General features: G+C 59.7%; 16 protein-coding genes. 7 read left to right on the top strand and 9 right to left on the bottom strand.

Annotated elements, in window-relative coordinates:
• Positions 1–7: 7 nt before the first annotated feature.
• Positions 8–1,003: a P1 family peptidase gene (locus Q0601_RS12180; RefSeq protein WP_305290099.1), complete on the bottom strand. Its 996-nt coding sequence runs from the start codon at positions 1,001–1,003 to the stop codon at positions 8–10.
• A gap of 85 nt (positions 1,004–1,088) precedes the next feature.
• Here Q0601_RS12180 and smpB point away from each other — a divergent pair, with 85 nt between their 5' ends.
• The 4 genes from smpB (at position 1,089) to Q0601_RS12160 (ending at position 3,899) form a co-directional block, all read left to right on the top strand.
• On the top strand, positions 1,089–1,565 hold the full coding sequence (gene smpB / locus Q0601_RS12175; RefSeq protein ID WP_305290098.1) for an SsrA-binding protein SmpB: 477 nt from the start codon (positions 1,089–1,091) through the stop codon (positions 1,563–1,565).
• A gap of 6 nt (positions 1,566–1,571) precedes the next feature.
• The gene (locus Q0601_RS12170) at positions 1,572–1,796 is read left to right on the top strand and encodes a hypothetical protein (RefSeq protein WP_305290097.1); all 225 of its coding nucleotides are present in this window, start codon (positions 1,572–1,574) and stop codon (positions 1,794–1,796) included.
• Positions 1,797–1,863: 67 nt separating this feature from the next.
• Positions 1,864–2,718 (top strand): 3-mercaptopyruvate sulfurtransferase, encoded by an 855-nt coding sequence (sseA, locus tag Q0601_RS12165; RefSeq protein ID WP_305290096.1) that lies wholly within the window; start codon positions 1,864–1,866, stop codon positions 2,716–2,718.
• Positions 2,718–3,899, top strand: coding sequence for an amino acid aminotransferase (locus Q0601_RS12160; protein ID WP_305290095.1), 1,182 nt, complete (start codon positions 2,718–2,720; stop codon positions 3,897–3,899). Before sseA ends, Q0601_RS12160 begins: the two co-directional genes overlap by 1 nt.
• Positions 3,900–4,039: 140 nt before the next feature.
• On the opposite strand, the gene Q0601_RS12155 is transcribed toward Q0601_RS12160, so the two are convergent.
• The 3 genes from Q0601_RS12155 to ubiA form a co-directional block, all read right to left on the bottom strand.
• A complete protein-coding gene (locus Q0601_RS12155) occupies positions 4,040–4,369 on the bottom strand; it encodes a cation:proton antiporter (RefSeq protein WP_119751542.1) in 330 nt (109 codons plus the stop codon).
• Positions 4,366–6,585: an OmpA family protein gene (locus Q0601_RS12150; protein ID WP_305290094.1), complete on the bottom strand. Its 2,220-nt coding sequence runs from the start codon at positions 6,583–6,585 to the stop codon at positions 4,366–4,368. Before Q0601_RS12150 ends, Q0601_RS12155 begins: the two co-directional genes overlap by 4 nt.
• A gap of 62 nt (positions 6,586–6,647) precedes the next feature.
• Positions 6,648–7,586, bottom strand: coding sequence for a 4-hydroxybenzoate octaprenyltransferase (ubiA, locus tag Q0601_RS12145; RefSeq protein ID WP_305290093.1), 939 nt, complete (start codon positions 7,584–7,586; stop codon positions 6,648–6,650).
• A 14-nt stretch (positions 7,587–7,600) separates the two neighbouring features.
• Here ubiA and Q0601_RS12140 point away from each other — a divergent pair, with 14 nt between their 5' ends.
• Both Q0601_RS12140 and Q0601_RS12135 read left to right on the top strand, forming a co-directional pair.
• Positions 7,601–8,332: a 16S rRNA (uracil(1498)-N(3))-methyltransferase gene (locus Q0601_RS12140; protein ID WP_305290092.1), complete on the top strand. Its 732-nt coding sequence runs from the start codon at positions 7,601–7,603 to the stop codon at positions 8,330–8,332.
• 184 nt (positions 8,333–8,516) lie between these two features.
• Positions 8,517–8,711, top strand: coding sequence for a DUF1127 domain-containing protein (locus Q0601_RS12135; RefSeq protein WP_119751584.1), 195 nt, complete (start codon positions 8,517–8,519; stop codon positions 8,709–8,711).
• Positions 8,712–8,866: 155 nt separating this feature from the next.
• On the opposite strand, the gene Q0601_RS12130 is transcribed toward Q0601_RS12135, so the two are convergent.
• Positions 8,867–11,386, bottom strand: coding sequence for a penicillin acylase family protein (locus tag Q0601_RS12130; protein ID WP_305290091.1), 2,520 nt, complete (start codon positions 11,384–11,386; stop codon positions 8,867–8,869).
• Positions 11,387–11,837: 451 nt separating this feature from the next.
• Between Q0601_RS12130 and Q0601_RS12125 the strand changes: the two genes are divergently transcribed.
• Entirely contained in the window at positions 11,838–14,357 is a 2,520-nt protein-coding gene (locus Q0601_RS12125) for a TOTE conflict system archaeo-eukaryotic primase domain-containing protein (protein WP_305290090.1), read from the top strand.
• A 319-nt stretch (positions 14,358–14,676) separates the two neighbouring features.
• Here the strand turns inward: Q0601_RS12125 and Q0601_RS12120 are convergent, their stop codons facing one another.
• Genes Q0601_RS12120 through Q0601_RS12105 form a run of 4 tightly spaced genes read right to left on the bottom strand, consistent with a single transcriptional unit; the run spans position 14,677 to position 20,122 of the window.
• The gene (locus Q0601_RS12120; RefSeq protein WP_305290089.1) at positions 14,677–16,554 is read right to left on the bottom strand and encodes a TniQ family protein; all 1,878 of its coding nucleotides are present in this window, start codon (positions 16,552–16,554) and stop codon (positions 14,677–14,679) included.
• 1 nt (position 16,555) lies between these two features.
• Complete coding sequence (locus Q0601_RS12115) at positions 16,556–17,497, bottom strand: ATP-binding protein (protein WP_305290088.1); 942 nt, start codon at positions 17,495–17,497, stop codon at positions 16,556–16,558.
• A complete protein-coding gene (locus Q0601_RS12110) occupies positions 17,490–19,610 on the bottom strand; it encodes a Mu transposase C-terminal domain-containing protein (RefSeq protein WP_305290087.1) in 2,121 nt (706 codons plus the stop codon). Before Q0601_RS12110 ends, Q0601_RS12115 begins: the two co-directional genes overlap by 8 nt.
• Complete coding sequence (locus Q0601_RS12105; RefSeq protein ID WP_305290086.1) at positions 19,607–20,122, bottom strand: TnsA endonuclease N-terminal domain-containing protein; 516 nt, start codon at positions 20,120–20,122, stop codon at positions 19,607–19,609. Before Q0601_RS12105 ends, Q0601_RS12110 begins: the two co-directional genes overlap by 4 nt.
• Positions 20,123–20,361 lie beyond the last annotated feature (239 nt).

Raw genomic sequence — 20,361 nt, 5'->3', positions numbered from 1 at the left:
GGCCGGCTTATTGCCGCCCGGCGACCTGCCGCCAGCAAAGCCGCCGGTCTCCTTCAACCGAACGCGCGGCATGAACGCCTCGGGCCACCGCCCGGGCCAGACTCGTCGCCGCGGCATGGCCAAGCAGGAAGGGCGCGGAAACCGCATTCGGCATCGGCTTCCTGCCGGTGGAAACCGCAAAAACCAGATCCCCGTCAAGCGGTGTATGGCTGGGCACCAGCGACCGCGCCAGCCCGTCATGCGCCGCCGTCGCCATCCGCAGAAGCCCGGCCTTGTCCATAACGGCATCCGTGGCGACAATGGCAATCGTCGTCGCCTCGCCCGGCTGTTTATAGGGCTGAGGCTCGGCATCTGCCGGAAAATGCGCGGGCAGGCCAAGGCCCCCGAACTCATCCTCCAGCTCCCACGGGGCGGCCCAGAAATGCGCGCTATCGCCGACGGTGGCCGAACCAAGCGCATTGACCGCCACAAGGGCGCCGACCGTCAATCCGTTCTCCAGCACCGCCGAGGCAGAGCCAAGACCGCCCCACAGGTTCCGGGTCAACGCGCCGGTCCCGGCGCCTTCGCTGCCAAGCGTGAATTCCTGCCCCGCCTCCGCATATGCGGCCCGTCCCAGTGCCGGATAGGGATTATCCCGCCAATCCTTGTCACCGCCATTCAACAGATCGAACAGGATCGCGCCGGGCACGATCGGCACCCGCGCGCTTCCCACGGCAAAGCCCCTGCCCGCCGCGGCAAGCGCCCCCATCACCCCGTCACAGGCGGCCAACCCGAAGCCCGAGCCCCCCGACAGCACAAGCGCATCCGCCTGCCCGACCAGCTTGTCGGGCGCCAGCAGATCGGTTTCGCGCGTGCCCGGAGCGCCGCCCATCACATTGACCGCCGCGACGAAAGGCGCATCCGCAGTCAGCACCGTGACGCCCGAGCGAAGCCGCCTATCCTGTGCATTGCCGACCTTCAGCCCCTCGACATCGGTAATAAGATTACGCCCGCCCGGTTTCATGTCCCGCTCCCCGCTATGGATGGCTCAGCATCACTGGCATAGCCGATCTTTACAAGCCATGCAGCGCCCCCTATCTGACTCCGTCATGGCTAATGATCGTGACAACAAGAATTACAAGGTAATCGCCGAAAACCGGCGGGCGCGTTTCGATTACTTCATCGAAAGCGATCTGGAGGTCGGCATCATGCTGACCGGGTCCGAGGTGAAATCCCTGCGCACCGGCCAGTCGAATATCGCCGAAAGCTATGCCTCGGTCGAGAATGGCGAGCTTTGGCTGATCAACGCCCATATCGCCGCTTTGTCCAATGCCGGGGTTTTCGGCCATGAAGAGCGGCGGCGGCGCAAGCTGCTGGTCAGCAAGCGGGAATTGTCCAGACTGTGGCAGGCCATTGGACGCGAAGGCATGACGCTGGTGCCGCTGGTGATGTATTTCAATCATCGCGGGCTGGTGAAGCTGAAAATCGGCGTCGCCAAGGGCAAGAAGGTCGCCGACAAGCGCGAAACTTCGGCCAAGCGCGACTGGAACCGGCAGAAGCAGCGTCTTCTTAAACAGGGAGGATAACCGCTCTTGGCAGATATTCTTGGCCCATGGTTGCCATTCATTATCCTGATTGCGGCTTTCATTCTGGCTGCGCGTTGGCAGACCAGGCAGTACCGCAACTATCTGGCCCAGCATACGGCCAGCACCCAGGAAATGGTCAAGGCGCAGAACGGCGCCCGCGACGCGGTTGAGCGTCAGACCGCCGCATTGGAGCGTATCGCCGTCGCCCTTGAGAATTCCCGCGAGCGATAGCGCCAGCAGCCATTGCAGCCAGCCCCGTCCCCCTGTAAATCATGCGTCAGCCGATAAAGGGGGAGCGATGCAGGACGATCCGAAAACGCTGGTTTCGACCGAATGGCTGGCCAGGCACCTGAACGATCCCGATCTGCGGATTCTGGACGCAAGCTGGCATATGCCTGCCACGGGCCGCGACGCCCGGGCCGAGTATGACACCGCGCATATCCCCGGTGCGCGCTTTTTCGATATCGACGCCATCTCGGAAAAACGCAGTGATTTGCCGCATATGGCGCCTCCGGTCGAGATGTTCATCAGCCGCATGCGCGCCATGGGCGTCGGCGACGGACATCAGGTCGTCATCTATGACAATTCCGATGTGCGCAGCGCCGCCCGTGTCTGGTGGACCTTCCGCCTGATGGGCAAGACCGATGTCGCGGTACTGGATGGCGGTTTCGCCAAATGGCAGGCCGAAGGGCGCGAGACCGAAGACCTGCCGCCGGTCATGCGCGACCGCCATATCACCGTGCAGCGGCAGGCGGGGCTGGTGCGCGACGTCACGCAGGTCGCGGCGGCCAGCAAGCTGAATGATCACGAGATCATCGACGCCCGCGCGCCCGAACGCTTTCGCGGCGAGGCGGACGAACCGCGCGCCGGTCTTCGCAAGGGCCATATCCCCGGCTCGAAGAACCTGCCTTTCGGTCGCCTGCTGAACAAGGATGGCACGATGAAGGACCCGGACGCCCTTCGCGCCGAATTCGAAGCCGCAGGGGTGGATCTGTCGAAACCGGCCATCACAAGCTGCGGCAGCGGTGTGACCGCCGCGATCCTCAGCCTTGCGCTGGAACGGATCGGCCATCGCAACCATTCACTTTACGACGGAAGCTGGACCGAATGGGGCAGTTTTCCAGACCTGAACATCGAAACCGGAGACGCCTGATGCTGTCGAACCTGAAACCGCAAGCCCCCGACAAGATCCTGATGCTGGTCGAGGAGTTCAAGGCCGATACCCGTCAGGGCAAGATCGATCTTGGCGTCGGCGTGTACAAAAACCCCGAAGGCGTGACACCGGTCATGCGCGCGGTCAAAACGGCGGAACAGCGCATCTGGGAAAGCCAGACCACCAAATCCTATACCAATCTTTCGGGCGAACCCGAATTCCGCAGCGCCATGGCGAAAATGGTGCTGGGCGACGTCCCGACCGACAGGCTTGCTTCGCTGGCCACCGTCGGCGGCACGGGCGCGGTGCGGCAGGGGCTGGAACTGGCCCGGCTGGCCAATCCGGATGTGACCGTACATGTCTCGGATCCGACTTGGCCGAACCATCTGTCGATCATGAAATTCATGGGCGTGCCTTTTGTCGAATACCGTTATTTCGACAATGAAACCCGCGATGTCGATTTCGACGCGATGAAGAAAGACGTCGCCAGGGCGGTCAAGGGCGATATCGTGCTGCTGCATGGCTGCTGCCATAATCCGACCGGCGCGAACCTGACGCCCGAACAATGGGTAGAAATCGCCGCGATCCTGGAGAAATCCGGGGCAATTCCGCTGATCGACCTTGCCTATCAGGGTTTCGGTGACGGGCTGGACGCGGATGCCGCGGCCACCCGCCTTCTGGCCTCGCGGCTGCCCGAAGTTCTGATCGCGGCAAGCTGCTCGAAAAATTTCGGCATCTATCGCGAACGCACCGGGAACCTGATCGTGCTGTCGGACAACACTTCCGACCGCGACCAGTCGCAGGGTTCGCTGGCCTTCCTGAACCGCCAGACCTATTCCTTCCCGCCCGATCACGGCGCCCGGATCGTCAGCACCATCCTGAACGATGAGGGGCTGCGCGCCGATTGGGCCGCCGAGCTGGAAGAGATCCGCAGCGGCATGCTTGCCCTGCGTGAACAGCTTGCTTCCGAATTGCGCGACCTGACGAATAGCGAGCGGTTCGACTTCATCGCAAGGCATCGCGGCATGTTCTCGCGACTGGGTGCCACGCCCGAGCAGGTGCAGAAGCTGAAATCCGATTCCGCCGTCTACATGGTCGGAGATTCGCGCCTGAATATCGCCGGGCTGAACCGCAATACCGTTCCACTGCTGGCCCGCGCAATCATCGAAGCAGGGATCTGATCCCACTATCGGGCAAGCTTGCGGCAAATAGCCGGCTGGCTTGCCCGACAGGTTTCGCAATGCGACGCACAACACGACCGCCTGCGCAGGGACAGCGATATTTCCGGGCGTGAAACCGGTGACGGTTTTGCCGGAATGCTTTAACGGCGCCCCAGTTTTCTTTCGATGAATTCGCGCAGATCTTCGATTTCGGCGCGGCTTTCGCGCAGGCTGTCCATGGCCGCCTGAAAATCGACCTGAGTCGCAGCCAGTTTTTGCCCAAGATCCGCCTCGCGTTCTTCCAGTTTGGCGATGGCGGCATCACGGGCATCCTCGGCCTCGTGCAGTTGCTGGGCCATGCGGTCAAGTTCGCCCATATCGGCACGGGTCGGCCGGGTCAGGCGCTGGATGATAAGGCCGATCAGCCAGCCGACGACAAATGTCGTGAACAGGATGACCGCGGTTGCGATTATGAATTCGTTTCGGTTCATTCGGCGGCGGCTTCGCTTTGCTGTTCCTGTCCTTCGTCGCCCCCGTCCTCTTCGATATCGGGCCGGCGACTGGGGCGGGGCGTGTCCTCATCGGGCGTCTGTACAGGTAGCCTAATGTTTTCCTCGCGCTCGTCCAGAGGCTGGTATTGCTCGCTTGCGCCCATCGTCGCGGGTGCGGCGCCCTGTTCGCGGTCCAGCAACTGCTGTTCGGGCGCAGGAGCTCCGCTTTCGGCTGCGGGGGCATCATTCCGTGGCCGCGGCACGATTTCCACGTCGTTATCCTCGTCCTGATCGGCGACGACCTCAACGATTTCCGGGTCATTCACCGGCTTGGCATCATCCGCGCTGGTCACGCCCTCGACCGTTTCCGGCGCCGCCAGGGGTTCGCTGCGGACCGGCTGGCTGGATACAAGACGAAACTCTATCCGGCGGTTCTCTTCGCGACCCTCTTCGGTGTCATTCGTCGCGATAGGCCGGCTTTCGCCATACCCGCGCGAGGTCATGTTCGCCGTATCGATGCCCGACTCGGACATCGCGGTCACCACGGCCTGAGCGCGCGCCCGCGACAAATCGGCATTGAACCCTTCCGAGCCCTGCGAATCGGTATGGCCACCGGCCTCCATCCGGAATTCCGAACAATCGGTCATCGCCTCGGCCAGCCGGTTCAGCGTCTCGGACGGATCGCCCGCGATCGTGGATTTGTTCGGCTCGAACCCGATCGTGGCTTCGGACATGATATTATTCAGCCGCCTGACGCATTCATCGCCATTGGGCAGCGCCAGCGCCGGATCAAGGCGGCGGTCATAACGGATCGCAAGCTTGTAATGCGCCCCCGCCCCAAGACGCTTGGAAAGAACCGCAGCGACCTGTTCGGCAGCGCGCGGATTGCCGGAATCGCCGGTCAACTCGATGAGATCGGGCGTCACCTTCAACGATCCTTTCTGCAATCCGTCAAGCGCCTCGAGCGCGGCCATGACCTTGACCGTCCAGCCAGCCGGAGCATTCTCGTCATTGCGCAGCTTGCCCTGAACATCGGCGAAGCGCGCGCGGGCGAAACTGTCTACCACTTCCTGCATCTTTTCGCCGGTCACGCGGCCGCGCATGCTCAGTTCCCGGCTGGGGGAAACGACAGCGGTGAATTCGAACGGCCCGGAAGAACCTTCCTCCGGCGCAGCCTCGAGTTCGGCATGCAGTGTAAAGACGTCGGGCAGCGCCTGTTCCAGATTGACGGTGGCCTTGTCGAATTCGCTGCGCTCGACGCCGGGGGGGATGGTCAGGGCAATATCGGCATTGGAAATCGTGACCGTACCCTGCCCCAGGGCGGCAACCGCCCCGATGGACGCAACGACGGCATCCGCCCAATCCGGCGAGGGTGCGCCAAGCGCCAGTGTACAACCGACCTGCCCCTTGGCCCCGGCTCTGATTGCCGCTCTCAGAATACGTTCCTGACCGGCCTCGTTATCAGCTGCGCAGGCATCGAAGCGCGCGCCCTGATCGTCAATCAGAAAGCGCGTCGTGAATGGCGCGATGACTGGCCGCGGCGCGGAAATATCGGTTTCAAGCTTCACGCCCTGCGGGCGCAAACGGTTCAGTTCGGTTTCAAGCCTGCCCTTCTCGTCCCGGCTTTCGGCAAGGATGCTGATCCTGACCGCTCTGGGCTCGATCGAAATCTTCGCCTGACGCGCAAGCTGTGCGGCGCGCATGGCGAAATTCAGCGAATCCTCCCATGTGTCGGGCGCCGGATAATCTGCCTGCTCAAGCAAATCCGTCACTTTCGGAGCAGCCGTCTCGCGTTCCAGCATATTGACCAGCGCCTTGCGGTCGGTCGAGGCGGGAACAAGGCCGATCAGGGAAATCCCATCATCGTTCCGCAAAAGTTCGATCGTGAAGTCGGGCGCGACAACGGGCTTCGCGGCGGTCACGGTGATCTCATCCACGATCCGGCTCGAGTCCACGATCTTGCCTGCCTCGGTGACCGCGCGGAATCGCTCGACCTCGTCCGGCGCGGTACCCGAAAGCCTGACCTGCAACCCGTCGCTTCTGACCTGAACCCAATCCTGCCCGGCGGAGATCATCGCCGACCTGACCCCTGCCTCGGAACGTTTCTCGATGAAATCGGTCCCTTCGCGCGCACCGTACCAGCACAAGCCGGCGACTCCGGCAAGGACGACGACAGTCGCCAATCTGTTTGACACGCCTTTACGGGACGACGCCATCTGCGGCACCTCGGGGTTGTTGCAAGCCGGGAAGGTCTAGCCCCGGCATCCGGCTGGCGCAATCACACAAGTCCCGCCAATGCGAGAAATATCGCCAGTATCAGCCCGGCATCGCGATTCGAGCGGAACAGGCGCAGGCAGATATCATTTTGATCTGGCTGGAAAATTCTTAGCTGCCAGAACAGATGGCCCGCGAACCCGGCCAGCCCCAGCCAGCCTATCAACAGATTGCGACCCGTAAGTGAGATCGCCACCGCCAGAAGCAGAACCGTCAGCAGGGCAAAGCCGCCCAGAATGCGCGGACTGTCATCGCCGAACAGGCGGGCGGTGGATTTGACGCCGATCAGCGTATCGTCCTCGATATCCTGATGGGCATAAATGGTATCGTAGAAGATCGTCCAGGCGATTCCCGCCAGCCACGCGATCACCGGCGCGATATCCAGCCGCCCCATATGTGCGGCATAGGCCAGCATGACGCCCCAGTTGAAGGCAAAGCCCAGGAAGATTTGCGGCCACCATGTGAAGCGCTTGGCGAAAGGATAGATCGCCACCAGCGCCAGAGACGCCACGCCCATCCAGATTGCCGCAGAGCCAAGGGTCAGCAGGATCACGAAGCCCATCAGAGCCTGCGCGACCAGCCAGATATAAGCCCCTTGCAGCGTCACCCGGCCCGATGGCAATGGGCGGGATCTGGTGCGGGCCACCTGATCGTCGATCTTCCGGTCGGTGATATCGTTCCATGTGCAACCGGCCCCGCGCATCACCAGCGCCCCCAGCCCGCAGGCAATCGCGATCCACAGGTCGCGCCACAGGGGCGCATCCGCCATCATCGCCAGCCCGATCCCCCACCAGCAGGGCAGCAGCAGCAGCCATGTTCCGATGGGCCGGTCGGCGCGGCTCAGATGCAGAAACGGCCTCCATGCTTCCGGCGCATAGCGGTCCACCCAGTTTCCCGCCGGTGCATCTGCGACTGTCTCTGGCTTTTTCGTCTGGCTTTGCATAGCGTCTGCCCATCATGGCAAGGATCAGGCTTTACATAGATCACCCGATGGCCAAGGGACAACCCGTCCCGGTCGAGGCAGCACAAGCGCATTACCTGTCGGGCGTCATGCGTCTGCGTGCGGGCGACGACATCCTGGTCTTCAACGGGCGCGACGGCGAATGGTCGGCGCGGATCGTTCAGGCGGGAAAACGCGGCGGCAGCCTTGAAATCGTCGCGCAGACCGCGCCGCAGCGCGATCCCCCGGATCTCTGGCTGCTCTTCGCGCCGATCAAGAAGGCGCGCACCGATTTCATCGTCGAGAAAGCCGCCGAGATGGGCGCCTCCCGGATCCAGCCGGTTCAGACCGAATTCACCAATTCCGAGAGGATCCGGCAAGACCGGCTGCAAGCCCATGCCATCGAGGCGGCCGAGCAATGTGGCGGAACCTATGTGCCCAAGGTCGGCGATCTTGTTTCCCTGCCGCGGCTTCTTGATGACTGGGACGAGCGGCGGCGGATTCTGTGGGCGGATGAGGTCATGGCGGGTCCCGTTCAGACATTATCGGAACTGCCTCGCGGTCCGTGGGCGATTCTTGTCGGCCCCGAGGGCGGTTTCTCTAATGCCGAGCGCGCGCGGCTGTCCGGGATGGCCGCGGTGACGCGAATCAGCCTTGGGCCGCGTATCCTGCGTGCCGATACCGCTGCCGTTGCGGCAATGACCTTGTGGCAGGCAGTGCTGGGCGATTGGCAAAAGGGCCCCGATTGAATAACCGGCCCGGTAAAAGCCACAAATATGCCGCATCGCAGCATTAACCAAAAATTCACCTACTGCGCGAAAAACGCATAGCTGCATTGCCATTTATGCGCCTACAATTCTGCAACTGCACAATCTATCTCCTGCTTATCCGAAACATGCCCGCAGATCGGGCAATCTGAATACAGGTGATAAGATGTCCGTCATTGAAACGAACCGCAGCGTAGCCGTTGGCGGGGTTGGCAATGTCGTCGCAAAATTGGTCTCGATGATCGGGTCGTGGAATGAAGCACGCAAGACTCGTCGTGAGCTGAGCCGCCTGTCGGACCGTGAACTGGACGATATCGGCCTGAACCGCGGCGACATCGAGCGGATTGCACGCGGCTACTGAGCCAAAGCAACCAGATGAACGAACCCCCGGAGGTTGTAACTCGCGGGGGTTTTTTCATGCCCGAAGCGATGCGGGCCATCCGTCTCGAAACCGGTGCCGGCATCTTTACCGGCTAATGACTGCCGGGACACAGCACTGCGCCCCGGCAGGTTCGTTCATTCGCCCGGATTCAGCGTGATCTGATGGCGCGCGGCGCGCTCGACCGCGTCGCGGGTATAGACCAGCGGGGCATATTCGCCCGCCGCCCAAAGCGGCGCCAGATCGCGGTAATGCGCGCTCATCGGATCGCCGGACTGACCGGGCGTATTGATAAAGCGGCTGTCATCCCAATTCCCCACATCCAGCACCATCCGGAACGACGCGCCTGACGTAACCCGGAACGCATCATTGTAACTGGCCGCACGCGGACTGAAGGCCGAGCCACCCATGGCAAGCGGCCCAACGTCCATCTGCTCGGCCAGACGCTCGGGCGCAAGCGTGCCAAGCGGGCTGACGAAATGCGCCTTGTGCAGATCACTCCAGCGCCAGTCCTGCATATCCTTGCCCAGAAGTTCGGTCGTCTCATCAACCGCCGCCGAAAGCGCCGCCGCCAGAATCTCGTCGCGTGCCTGTGCGGGATCGTCTCCAAGCCGGTCATCGGGCGTTTCCAGCAGATCGACGACCGCTGTCAGTGAACTGCGGCCCAGAAGATCGACCAGATCCCCGCCCAGAACACGCTCGCCGGTCAGCTTGATCAGATGTTTGCCGATCATCACCTCGGCCACCGCCGCCGCGGCGCTGTCGGCCGAGGTGACGCCATCCCAGTCCCGGATCAGCACCAACGCATCGCGATCCGCATCCGACGCGTCTTCCGGCAATTCGATCGCCTGCAACAACGCGACGATACGGCGCTGCATCATGCTGTGATCGTCATTCTGCAATGCCATGGAATCGGCGAGCGAGCTTTTCTCGGCCTCGCCCAGCACCTCGGCGATCCGCTGATAGCGCGACGGGTCGGACCATTCGAAACCGACCTTGTTCTGCTCATAGGGATAGTCGTCCGGCAGGTTCATCTGGTTCGCGGTGGCGAACCAGCCCTTTTCGGGATTATACGAGGACGGCAGTTCCGAACGGTCGAGGAACTCCCATTCATAGCTGCCATCCCCCGGCACCGGCAGCAAGCCGTCCCAGTTGGACCGCCGCGGCGACATCGCGCCGACGATCCAGCCGATATTGCCCTCGACATCGGCATAGACCTGATTTTCCGACGGGGCCGAGAAACGCTCCATCGCCGTGCTGAACTCATCCCAGTTCTGCGCGCCCATATAGTCGACCGAGCCGAAATAGGCCGAGGTGCCGGGTTCGAACCAGACGCTGCGGAAGGCGAAAGCGCGGTTGTTCTCCTCATCGATCTTCAGGACCGGGCCATGCCGGGTGAATTTCATCTCGATATCCTGCGGCGCACCGTCCCGGACATCCACCTGATCCTCGATCACCTCCATGTCGACCCATTCGCCGTCATAGCGGTACTGGTCGGGATTGTCGGGATTCAACTCGTAGACAAAGATATCTTCCTGATCGACCGCGAAGATCGTCAGTCCGAAACCGATCGTTCCGTTATGGCCGATCGAGATGCCGGGCAGCGCAGGCTCGCCCGCCCCGATGATCGACATGTCGGGCGAATTCAGATGCACCACATAGCGCAGCGACGGCACACCATGGTCACGATGCGGATCGTTGGCCAGGATCGGTCTTCCGGTCTCGGACCGGGATGGGGCAATGGTCCAGTTGTTCGAGCCGATCTCGCTGACATTCGCCCCGCTGGTGCGCAGAAACCTTATCGAATCCAGCTTTGCGTCTTCCTGCATTTCCTCGTCGGCTTCCGGCTGGGCCGGATCGATATCCGCAGGCGGTGTCTCTTCCGGCGGGGCAGCATCGGGTGGCGCGGCATCATCGGCCTTTTCGTCCGGTGCGACAAATTCGACCTTCTGAGTGGCGAGTTCATATTCGGCCAGAACGTCCTTGGGGATCGTGCAAGGATCCAGCCCCTCGGGAACGGTCGGGGTCCAGTCGGGTTCCAGCTTCTGCCGCAGTCCGTCGGCCTCGATCCCGTGTTCACAGGCGATCTGCGCGCGCGATACCTCGGACGCGGCATTACGGGTCAGGCCGTGGCTGCGAATCCGCACCACATCCTCGGTCGACCAAAGCGCCGGTTGCGAGCCGGTCAGGCCGAATTCGACCGGCAGCGGCAGTTCTTGGTCAAGAACCTGCTGGACATAGGCGTTGACGCCATCGACGAAGGCTTCGGCATAAGGTTTGCTGTTCGGGCCATAGGCTGCCCATTCCGCTTCCATATCCCCACGATACAGGAACATGCGGGCGGCTCTGTCCTGATCGACGAAACTTGGACCAAAGCTTTCCGCGAGCTGACCCAGCCCACGCTTGCGCCACAGATCGATCTGCCATAGCCGATCACGCGCGGCATTATAGCCTTGCAAAAACAGCGCATCGCGATCCGACCCGGCATAGATATGCGGCACACCCCATTGATCGATGATGATCTCGGCCGCCTGTTCCAGCCCGGGCACGTCGCGCGTCTCGCGCGTGACACCCGACGCGAGTTCTGCCGCCACCGGCATGCTCCACAAGGCGGTTCCGGCAGCCAGAAACCCCAGGAATGTCCAGTTCGTTCTCATGTCTTTTTCTCCTCTCTCCCTGCCGGACTATCGCCCGCAGGTTGAAACGAAGAAAGGGTGAAACTTGCACATCGTGAAAACTGGCAGGGTTCAGCCGGTGATTACGGGCCCGTTCCCGCGGCCGCATGCAATCGGAGCGGGTATAGCAGTCAATTTCGCACCAATCGATATGCTGATACCGCTCTTCCCGGGCTGGTTTCCAGCCTCGCGGGAATGAGATGTTGGGAAGTGTGGATTGCCGCACAATTCGCCCTTTCGGATTAAATGAAATCAAGGGGTTAGCCGAAGCGTTGCTCACCATTTTTTCCTTTTTCGCCAAGGAAAAGTACCTTTAGAGCGTCCGGTGCAATTGCTTGCTCTGCCGCGACTTTAGCCATTATGAGGAGAAGCAGATGTTCTGCGCACCACGCCCGGTACCTAGAAATAGCTGTCAGGCAAGCTGAGAGACATTTTGATCCCCTGCCTTTTACTGGCGCGCATTTCAGTCTATCACCAAGAGGCCATAGGTGAGCAGGCTTGGGCGGCAACATTGGTAAGACAGAACGATACCGGTGCCAAAATAGCGCTGATTCGGCAGCAACTGTCCGCGTTGGATGCTCGGCGAAAGAAGCTCCAGCGGGATCTGTACGCGCTCGAGGCAGAGCAACAATCCGAAAGGGCCGTAGCTAACGCGCCGCCCCTGACGACGCATGCCCCCGTAACAAGCAATTCGCCGTCGTCAGAGAAAGTCAGGCTGTTCAAGCGCATGTTCGCCGGTCGTCCTGACGTTTTCCCCATACGATGGGAGAACAAGAGAACGGGACGCTCCGGATACTCCCCAGCCTGCTCCAATGAATGGGTCAAAGGTGTCTGCGGTAAGCCGAAGGTGAAATGTGGGGCCTGCCCCCACCAAGCCTTTATCACGCCAACAGATGACATTATCGAAAGGCATTTGCGTGGCGGGGGCGGCGGCACTGGTGATTTTGTCGCCGGTGTATATCCCTTGCTCACAGATGAAACCTGCTGGTTCCTCGCCGCGGATTTCGACAAGCAGTCCTGGGCAGAAGATGCAAGGGCGTTGCTGGAGATTTGCCATGCCAAGGGGATACACGCTGCCTTGGAACGATCAAGATCGGGAAATGGCGGGCATGTGTGGATATTCTTTTCCGAACCTGTTCCGGTACGCGCAGCTCGGCAGCTTGGCGCAGCCCTGATCACCGAAACGATGGAAAAGCGGCCCGAAATCGGCTTCGCCTCGTATGATCGCTTCTTTCCCAACCAGGACACGATGCCGCTCGGCGGTTTCGGCAACCTGATCGCGCTTCCGCTGCAGAGACATGCGCGGGAAGCGGGTAACAGCGTCTTCGTGGATGCCGAACTACAACCCTATGAAGATCAGTGGGCGTTCCTGTCTTCACTGCCAAGACTGCCGGCCAGTACGGTTTTCAGGATTGTAGACGAAGCCGAACTATCGGGACGCGTGCTGGGGGTTCGGATGCCGGTGGATGACGAGCATGCGGACGAACCATGGAAAATGCCTCCGTCGCGGCGTAGCAAGCCGCCTGAACTTAACGCGGTGCTTCCACAGAGCATCAAGATCACGTTCGCGGATCAGGTCTACATCGATAGAACTGACCTGCCGCCAGCCATGATTGCTCGACTGGTGCGCCTGGCCGCATTCCAAAACCCGGAATTCTATCGCGCACAGGCCATGCGCCTTCCGACATTCGGGAAACCCCGGATCATCTCCTGCGCAGAGCTTCATAACCGGCATATTGCCCTGCCGCGCGGATGTATTGACGACGTTGTCGAACTCATACGGGGTTGCGGCAGTGACGTTACATTCGATGATCAGCGTGAACAGGGAAGACCGCTACAGACGAGCGTGTCGTTTGAGGGGGAATTGCGAGAACGGCAGCGCCAGGCTTTTGACGCGCTCACTGCCCATCACAATGGTGTACTTGCCGCTACAACTGCTTTTGGCAAGACGGTCGTGGCGGCCGCCCTTATTGCCCATCGTGCCCGGAATACGCTGATTCTGGTTCATCGCCGGGAACTGCTGACGCAATGGGTGGAGCGCCTGAGTTCCTTTCTGAAGATCGACCGAAAACAGATTGGCACCATCGGCGGCGGAAAACGGCGGCCGACCGGCATTGTGGATGTCGCGCTTATCCAAAGCCTGGTGCGCAAAGGTGAGGTGGACGATATCGTCGCCGATTACGGAAACCTGATCGTCGATGAATGCCATCATCTTTCCGCGGTGAGTTTTGAACTTGTCGCCCGGCGATCGAAGGCCCGTTACGTGACCGGCCTGTCTGCAACCGTTGCCCGAAAAGATGGACATCACCCGATCATTTTCATGCAATGTGGCCCCATCCGTCATCGAGTTGAGGCAAAGGAGCAGGCTCTCGAGCGAGGTATCCGACAACGCGCTCGCGAACGATCTACCGAATTTGAGCTCCCATTATCCCTGGCGATGGACGAGCGACCATCGATGCCGGCAATCTACGCAGCAATCGCACAGGACAGCGCTCGGAATGATTTGATCTTCGACGATGTCCTGAATTCGCTTGAAGCCAAGCGTTCGCCCATCGTGCTTACCGAGCGAAAGGATCATCTTGAATATCTACAGCAGAGGTTCTCGAGTTTCGTGAAGAATCTTGTTGTTCTGCGTGGCGGCATGTCCGCGAAGGACCGTAAGACGGCCGATTCTTCCTTGAACGTCGCCGACAACACAGAGCGCCTGATTCTCGCCACTGGTCGATATATAGGCGAAGGATTTGATGATGCTCGGCTCGACACATTGTTTCTTACCATGCCGATCGCCTGGAAGGGCACGCTGGCGCAATATGTCGGTCGGCTGCATCGTCAGTATGCCGGCAAGAAAGACGTCTTGGTCGTCGATTATGTCGATAGTGCTGTTCCCGTCCTTGCAAGAATGGCGACAAAGCGGCGTGCGGGTTATCGCGCTTTGGGTTACGTGATGGAATGATGGCTGCTTTCAGGAAGCGCTTGCAAGCTATTAACAAACGTGCCCGGCCAATTTGGCATAGATGTCACGCTCGGCTTGTTGCTCCCCGCGTCCATCCCCGACAAAAACGAACTCGAACCATGGCTTTCGCAAACGCCACCTTGCCCATAAGGCGCATCATCGTCCATGACCTTTCTTCGGATCAGAGGATTTCCGTTCAGCTGGACCGCCAAGAGTGTTGGTTGGGAAAATCTTCGATCTCACGCGGATGGGAGCTGCTCCTGCGGGCCTAGTCGAGCGTAGTTCGGGGCCTGCCAGAGGCCCCGAACCAGACGGAATGCTACTCGGAGGCTCGGTACCCCTTCGTCTGCCGCCGTTCCGCGAGGCGCTCTACAAGGTCTTCGGGCAGATCGTCCCAACGGTAGATTCGACGCACGCCAGTTTGTGCAATAGCGGGTTCGACACCAAATGCTTTGAGATCGGCGTGCTGCAATCTTAGGAGACCCGAACGATGGCGTTGAATTTTGCCAAGTGAGCCGTGGGTCGTTCGAAACCTGTCAAGTGACTGCGGTGTGACGAGAAGATTCGTAATCCGCGTGACCGTGCATTTACGCCTACGGGCTGTTAGAAAGCCGGTGTCGATCAAATACCGAAGTGTTCTCATATCGAGAAATAGTTCCCGGCAAACCGGGCCAAGAGGATACCCGTTGTGGGGCTGGTCCCGTAGCGCCTCGAGAACCTGGTCGCTCTGAACCAATAGTCCATCGAGCCGGTAAGCCTCGGTAAGCCGACCCGCTGCTGCGGTTTTTCCATCCAGGATTAACCGCAGGACATCCGGCGTACTGCACTTTGCCTTCCGCGTCGCATCTGCGACGCGTTCCATGCCGAGGCCAGGATATTCGAGGTGCTCCGTGCCTTGAAAAATGCGCGCGAGGAAGTCGTCCAGATAGAATCTGTCGAACCCTTTGTGCTTTCGCTTGTTCGGCCCTGTCCGCGGCTGAAGCAAGCCGCTCCTGTGAAGCTGCTTGAACATGTTAAAGCTGGCGCCGATATAGTCAGCGGTTTCTGCCTCGTTCAAATAACGAGCTTTCTCAGCCACCAGTTCGGCTACTATTTCAGCTGGAATTGGGCCGTCCAACCGAAAGCGGCCAGCGCCATCTCGCTCCCCGATCCCACGCGACAGCAGCATATCTTCAAGGATCTCACGCCGGCAGCCAACTTCGAGGTATGCGGAGCGTAGCGAGTGAAGACGACGCTCTTGTAGTTTCCGCCCCAGAACGACGGTTCCTGACTTGATCGGGTAATTCTCGATGAAATAAGCACGAACGACATCGCGCAGTGCCCTCAGATCCTGGCGGTGTTTTCCGTTTGCTCCCAGAAGACGTTGCAGTTCCCCATACTGGGGCGACGGCTGGTTGGCCCGTGGCTTTCGGCCACCGGCGGTGAATTCCGCAAGCGCATCGGTGATGGCCGCCTCTCCCCCATCAAGGATACGAAACCCTGTCAGAAATGCCTTCCGGAACGCGGTCAGGTCAAGCCTGGAACTGTACGCGTTCTTCCCATGACCCAGCAATGTCCCCAATGCGACCGACGCTTTGCAGAGGGCCGGGATTTCGAGATTGTCACACCAGGACGCTTCATGTTCACCGTATATTCGGGCGGTGAGATAGCGATCTATGTCGTCCGCTTCCCCGAAGGTGGCCGTGCAATCGCTGGACCCGTCGCAATCACCAAAAGCGGCACGTATAAAACCGGTTGTGTCAAGGCGGTGATACCCCTGTCCTTCCGGACGATGGGTGAGCAACAAATCTCCATGACGTACGCAGCGCATGATTTGGGGGATTTGCCAATGGAGACGATGGATCGCAGCCCAAATGTCTGATCCTGCCTCCAGATCTTCGCGGATGCACGCGGGGCAGACTCTGATTTCCCCGCGCGAAAGCGTCTGTGTGTCCATTGCTTCGGCCCCCACTCGGTAGCGCATGGTGGAGGACTTGATGACCGTCGTGGCATCAAAGGAATCGGCTGGCAGTCCTGCCAGTTTCGTCACCTCAGTCACGGTTTCCACGGCACCGGTCGAGAGTGCCGGCAGGTCGATCCCGACATCCAGACAGAAGCTCATAAGGCTTTCGCAGTGATTTCGGGCAGCCAAACGCGACAGGTAGGATGTTGGTGGTTCAGTCGGCGCGGGAGCCAGGGTTAGCGCGAGCCGGGTCATATCAAATCCCACCTCCCAAAAGTTTTCTGCTGTCGATCCGCTCGAAATCCTCTGCAACAAACGGATTCAACCCGTCCACACAGCCGGAGCGCAGCGTGAAGGCTTCTCGGAAGTCCCTTGGTTCCAAAACCGATGCTTCACGCAATAAAGCCCTCTCAATAGCTGCAATGATCAATTCAATCGTCAGGCCAAACTCCCCGGCCGCCGCATGGATCAAGCGGGCCGCAAAATCTGGCAACAGAAGGTCTTCGGCCGGAGTGAGATCGGCCTTGGCCGCATAGAAGGATATCGTGGAGAAAACTTGTTCGATGTCGTTGATCGCGTTCAGACTGGGGAACTCTATCGGATAGAAGCGTCGCGCAAGTTGCGGATCGTGGTTCAGCATGTTTTTCAGTGCGGGCATGCCCGACAAGATCATACCCACCGGCCACGACCTGTTTTGCATCAGGGATTTGAGCGTGTTGATCACCGACTGCATCTCGCGAGGAGTCTGATGCAGTGACAAATCCTGAGCTTCATCGAGATGTAGGAAGAGGGTCCGACGGGCGTGCAAATGCTCTCGAACCATGTCCCAGATGATATAGGCCGTCTTGTCCCGGCGCAGGGGATAGCCAAGAGAATGCAACGCCGTTTGTCCGACAAATTTCAGCGTTGCAGGAGAAGGCACCGGAAAGCTGACGACATCACACCTGATGTCGTCAATTCCGCCGAGAACCAGATCACTGGAGCTGCGTAGAAGCCGGTTGACGGCAGTGGTCTTGCCCGAACCGGACGCGCCGATCAGTGCTATGCCGCGTGCTTCGCTTACTACGCCTGCGTCCATCTCGAAGCGGCGGCGCTCAAGGAGGGTCTGAAACTGCCTCTGGAAGCTGGCATAGGTAGGGTTGGAGGCAAACGCTGCGCGCAAGGCGAGCATCCGTTTTGCCACATCGTTATTATTCATCGAAAAACTCCCAGCCAGTATCCGATTTCTGCTGTTTCGGATCGGTGATTTCCGTTGCTTGTCGGGGCGCGGGTTTAATCACGTCGCCCAGAAGGCCGGCACCTGTCGGAGCATCGGCAACAGGCGCTTGCTGCTGCTTCGGTTTGATCGATAAACCCAGAAAGAGTTCTCGCTCCAGCCGCTCGAGATCACGTGCGGTCAAATCGATCGGCTTTATGCGCCGCCTCGCCATTGCATCGGCATTGATTTTTCGGATTTTCTTGCGCGCCCGTATCACGATCTCTTCGGTGAGTTCCACTTCCTGTCGATGTTTCAGGCGGATGTGCTGGACCACCTCGCGCCAGCCTTCGAGAGTCATGCCCCAAACTGCCTCGGAGACCGCTTTCGCACTGTACCACTCATCGACGATGAAGACGGAAACATGCGTCAGGTCATTGGGGTCGACACGCACCGGAATCGGCTCCCAATCCCCTCGCAGGTAGGCCTCTTGAAGCTCCGGGCAACTGTAGTCGATCCCGAACACACGAAGACCATGCCGACCAACCTTGTGCTTTGCTGGAATGCCGAATGCCGCGCACCAGGTGGTCTGATCGGGAGCTGAAACTACCCCTTGCTCTCCGGCAAGGCGACGCCATGCATTGGCAGGTGTTTCTTCATTCAGACCCGCGTGCTTGCTGTTGTGGTAGATGTCCACGATGAAGAGCGTGAATATCTTCGCAAGATCATCGTCCGTCAGCGCAGCCAGCTTTTCGCCGGGATAGTCCCCCAGTTGTTGCACATTGGAAAAGGACCTACCGCTCAATTCCGGCATCAACTGGGAAGCAAAGGTCAGGAACACCCGTTCAACATGGGCGCGAAGCTTCGGCACACCAGCCGTTGTTGCCATTTGAGTGCAGCCTAGGTCGGTTGCGGTTCCGATGAATTCCGGCGCGATGAATGCGGAACCTTGATCGTGGACGATCGAACCAATCCCGCCGTAAAAATCCCATGCGCATTCACAACCTGTCGCCCGTGCGATCTCGGTCTTGTCCCTCGTTACAAGCGCCAAAGTTCTGATCGCATCAGCAGAATTGGGTTGGGCGCTTATCAGGAATCCAACCACGCAACGCGTCGCCACATCGATTGCCAGATAGAGATAGCGCCGCCCGACGTTGTAGCGGGCTTTTTCAGCTTCCTCTAAGTCATCAAGGCAACCAGCTTCGTGAAAGAGCGAGAAAACATCGATCGGCCATTCATCAATCTCGACGCGCTGAAGCGGATGGAAAACCGTGACGCCGTTCTCATAGAGCGCCATATCCCGCTTTGTTTCATCAGCACCTCGACGCGTTGCTTTCTTGATGAGTTTCCCGAGTCGCGCCAACCGGCGATAGACTTCACGCTCAGATGGTACCCGAAGTGTTGGCAGTCCGTTCGCGCGACGCCGAGCGTTCTCGTCATGAAAGCAGTCCTTCACGTCCCTGGCGATTTTCGCTTTTGGTGGCTGTCTGCGAGACAGATATCCGCCCAAGCATTCGTTCAGGAGTTTAACCGTCTCAGGACAATAGCGCGCGGCATAACTGGTATCGGATCGTTGTTTCCGCACCAGGGCCAGAGGGTCTCGGCCGTGGCGTTCGTACCGCCTCACCCACGTAAGCAATGTTCGAGGACTTGGTGGATCGAGCAGCTCGCTTTTTCTGCCGACCCTCTTGGTCGTTCCGATGTGCTGCACTGAAACTGAGCGCGCATTTACCCGCTGTGTCAGGATTGGCATGAAAGACTCAATGCTGGCTTCGGTACGCTGGACCTCTTGACGCATATAGGCACTCAGGAACTCAACGCAGTACCAGCATCCCCACGCCGCCTTCCAACGCTTTTTCTCGGGCAGAGTGCTGAAATACGTGTGCTCGTGATGCAGGCGCTGAAGGGAACGCTTTCTTGACAGGTGGCCACGTCGCAGGCGCGTCGTAGGGGCCGCGAGCAGGGTTGCCACCTCCTCCATGGTGAGAGGGCGTGTGATTGTTGGGTTGTCAATCTGTTGAAGAACAACGCCATCGCGGTGTTGGTCGGATACGAGGTAGTCGACCCCGTCCAAAGAGATGCAATCCGTTGGGTCGAAGCGAAAGCGGAGGGTCATGCTGCACCTCCCGGCACAATTCTTGTGTTCGGTTGGATGTCGCCCATGTCCAAAGCGCGCGCGGCACCGGAATAGAGGGCTCGGAAGGCGGCACGGAAACCTCTCCCCTCCAGCCTGCTCGCTTCCACACATTCCGCGATTGTTCTCTCTGAGGTGAGTGACTGCAAAACATCCAGAATGGCAGCGTCTGCCTCGGGATCCGGGTGACGCCGGAATTCATGTAGCCGTTCCGCATTTCGGGCTTCTGCGGAGGTGAACGAGCGATCCGTTACCAGCAGAACTTCATCCGCGAAATCAAACGGCGTTGCCTCGCGAATTCGTTGTAACTCAGGGCGGAATGCCCTTCGCTCAACAATCGCGGCGGGCTTGACTGCCAAGGCAAAGCGTTCGTCGGACTGTAACGTAATCAGGAAATCGAAGAAATGATCCTTGGCTCGACCTTCACCGTCAATATAGCAAATGGACGGCGGCTGATCCCAGATATCGACTACATCGGGACGTGCCAGCAGCAAGTGAAGGACCTGGAGTTCGAGATGGCTCTCGAAAATCAGCTTTCTGCTGTGTGGTTGCCCGTGAAGCCTAGCGGAAATCGTGCCACGGCAGCTAGCTCGAGAACGTGCTGGTGGACGTCGTGTCGCACGCGACGGCATGGGGGGACGGAACGAGGATGAATTGTGTTGTACCATATGGTCTGGCCCCGACGATCAGCCACAGTTCACCGATCGCCCAAAGGCGCTTCTCCTTTCATGAG

The organism is Paracoccus wurundjeri (genome assembly GCF_030678915.1).
GTDB lineage: Bacteria > Pseudomonadota > Alphaproteobacteria > Rhodobacterales > Rhodobacteraceae > Paracoccus > Paracoccus onubensis_A.
Note: the sequence above shows the minus strand (reverse complement) of the source record. Positions and strands in the feature narration are given on the sequence as shown.

What these genes read in the sequence shown, in the direction of transcription:
- Q0601_RS12180 (WP_305290099.1), bottom strand. Translation starts at nt 1,003, where the DNA reads ATGAAACCGGGCGGGCGTAATCTTATTACCGATGTCGAGGGGCTGAAG.
- smpB (WP_305290098.1), top strand. Translation starts at nt 1,089, where the DNA reads ATGGCTAATGATCGTGACAACAAGAATTACAAGGTAATCGCCGAAAAC.
- sseA (WP_305290096.1), top strand. Translation starts at nt 1,864, where the DNA reads ATGCAGGACGATCCGAAAACGCTGGTTTCGACCGAATGGCTGGCCAGG.
- Q0601_RS12160 (WP_305290095.1), top strand. Translation starts at nt 2,718, where the DNA reads ATGCTGTCGAACCTGAAACCGCAAGCCCCCGACAAGATCCTGATGCTG.
- Q0601_RS12155 (WP_119751542.1), bottom strand. Translation starts at nt 4,369, where the DNA reads ATGAACCGAAACGAATTCATAATCGCAACCGCGGTCATCCTGTTCACG.
- Q0601_RS12150 (WP_305290094.1), bottom strand. Translation starts at nt 6,585, where the DNA reads ATGGCGTCGTCCCGTAAAGGCGTGTCAAACAGATTGGCGACTGTCGTC.
- ubiA (WP_305290093.1), bottom strand. Translation starts at nt 7,586, where the DNA reads ATGCAAAGCCAGACGAAAAAGCCAGAGACAGTCGCAGATGCACCGGCG.
- Q0601_RS12140 (WP_305290092.1), top strand. Translation starts at nt 7,601, where the DNA reads ATGGCAAGGATCAGGCTTTACATAGATCACCCGATGGCCAAGGGACAA.
- Q0601_RS12135 (WP_119751584.1), top strand. Translation starts at nt 8,517, where the DNA reads ATGTCCGTCATTGAAACGAACCGCAGCGTAGCCGTTGGCGGGGTTGGC.
- Q0601_RS12130 (WP_305290091.1), bottom strand. Translation starts at nt 11,386, where the DNA reads ATGAGAACGAACTGGACATTCCTGGGGTTTCTGGCTGCCGGAACCGCC.
- Q0601_RS12120 (WP_305290089.1), bottom strand. Translation starts at nt 16,554, where the DNA reads ATGACCCGGCTCGCGCTAACCCTGGCTCCCGCGCCGACTGAACCACCA.
- Q0601_RS12115 (WP_305290088.1), bottom strand. Translation starts at nt 17,497, where the DNA reads ATGAATAATAACGATGTGGCAAAACGGATGCTCGCCTTGCGCGCAGCG.
- Q0601_RS12110 (WP_305290087.1), bottom strand. Translation starts at nt 19,610, where the DNA reads ATGACCCTCCGCTTTCGCTTCGACCCAACGGATTGCATCTCTTTGGAC.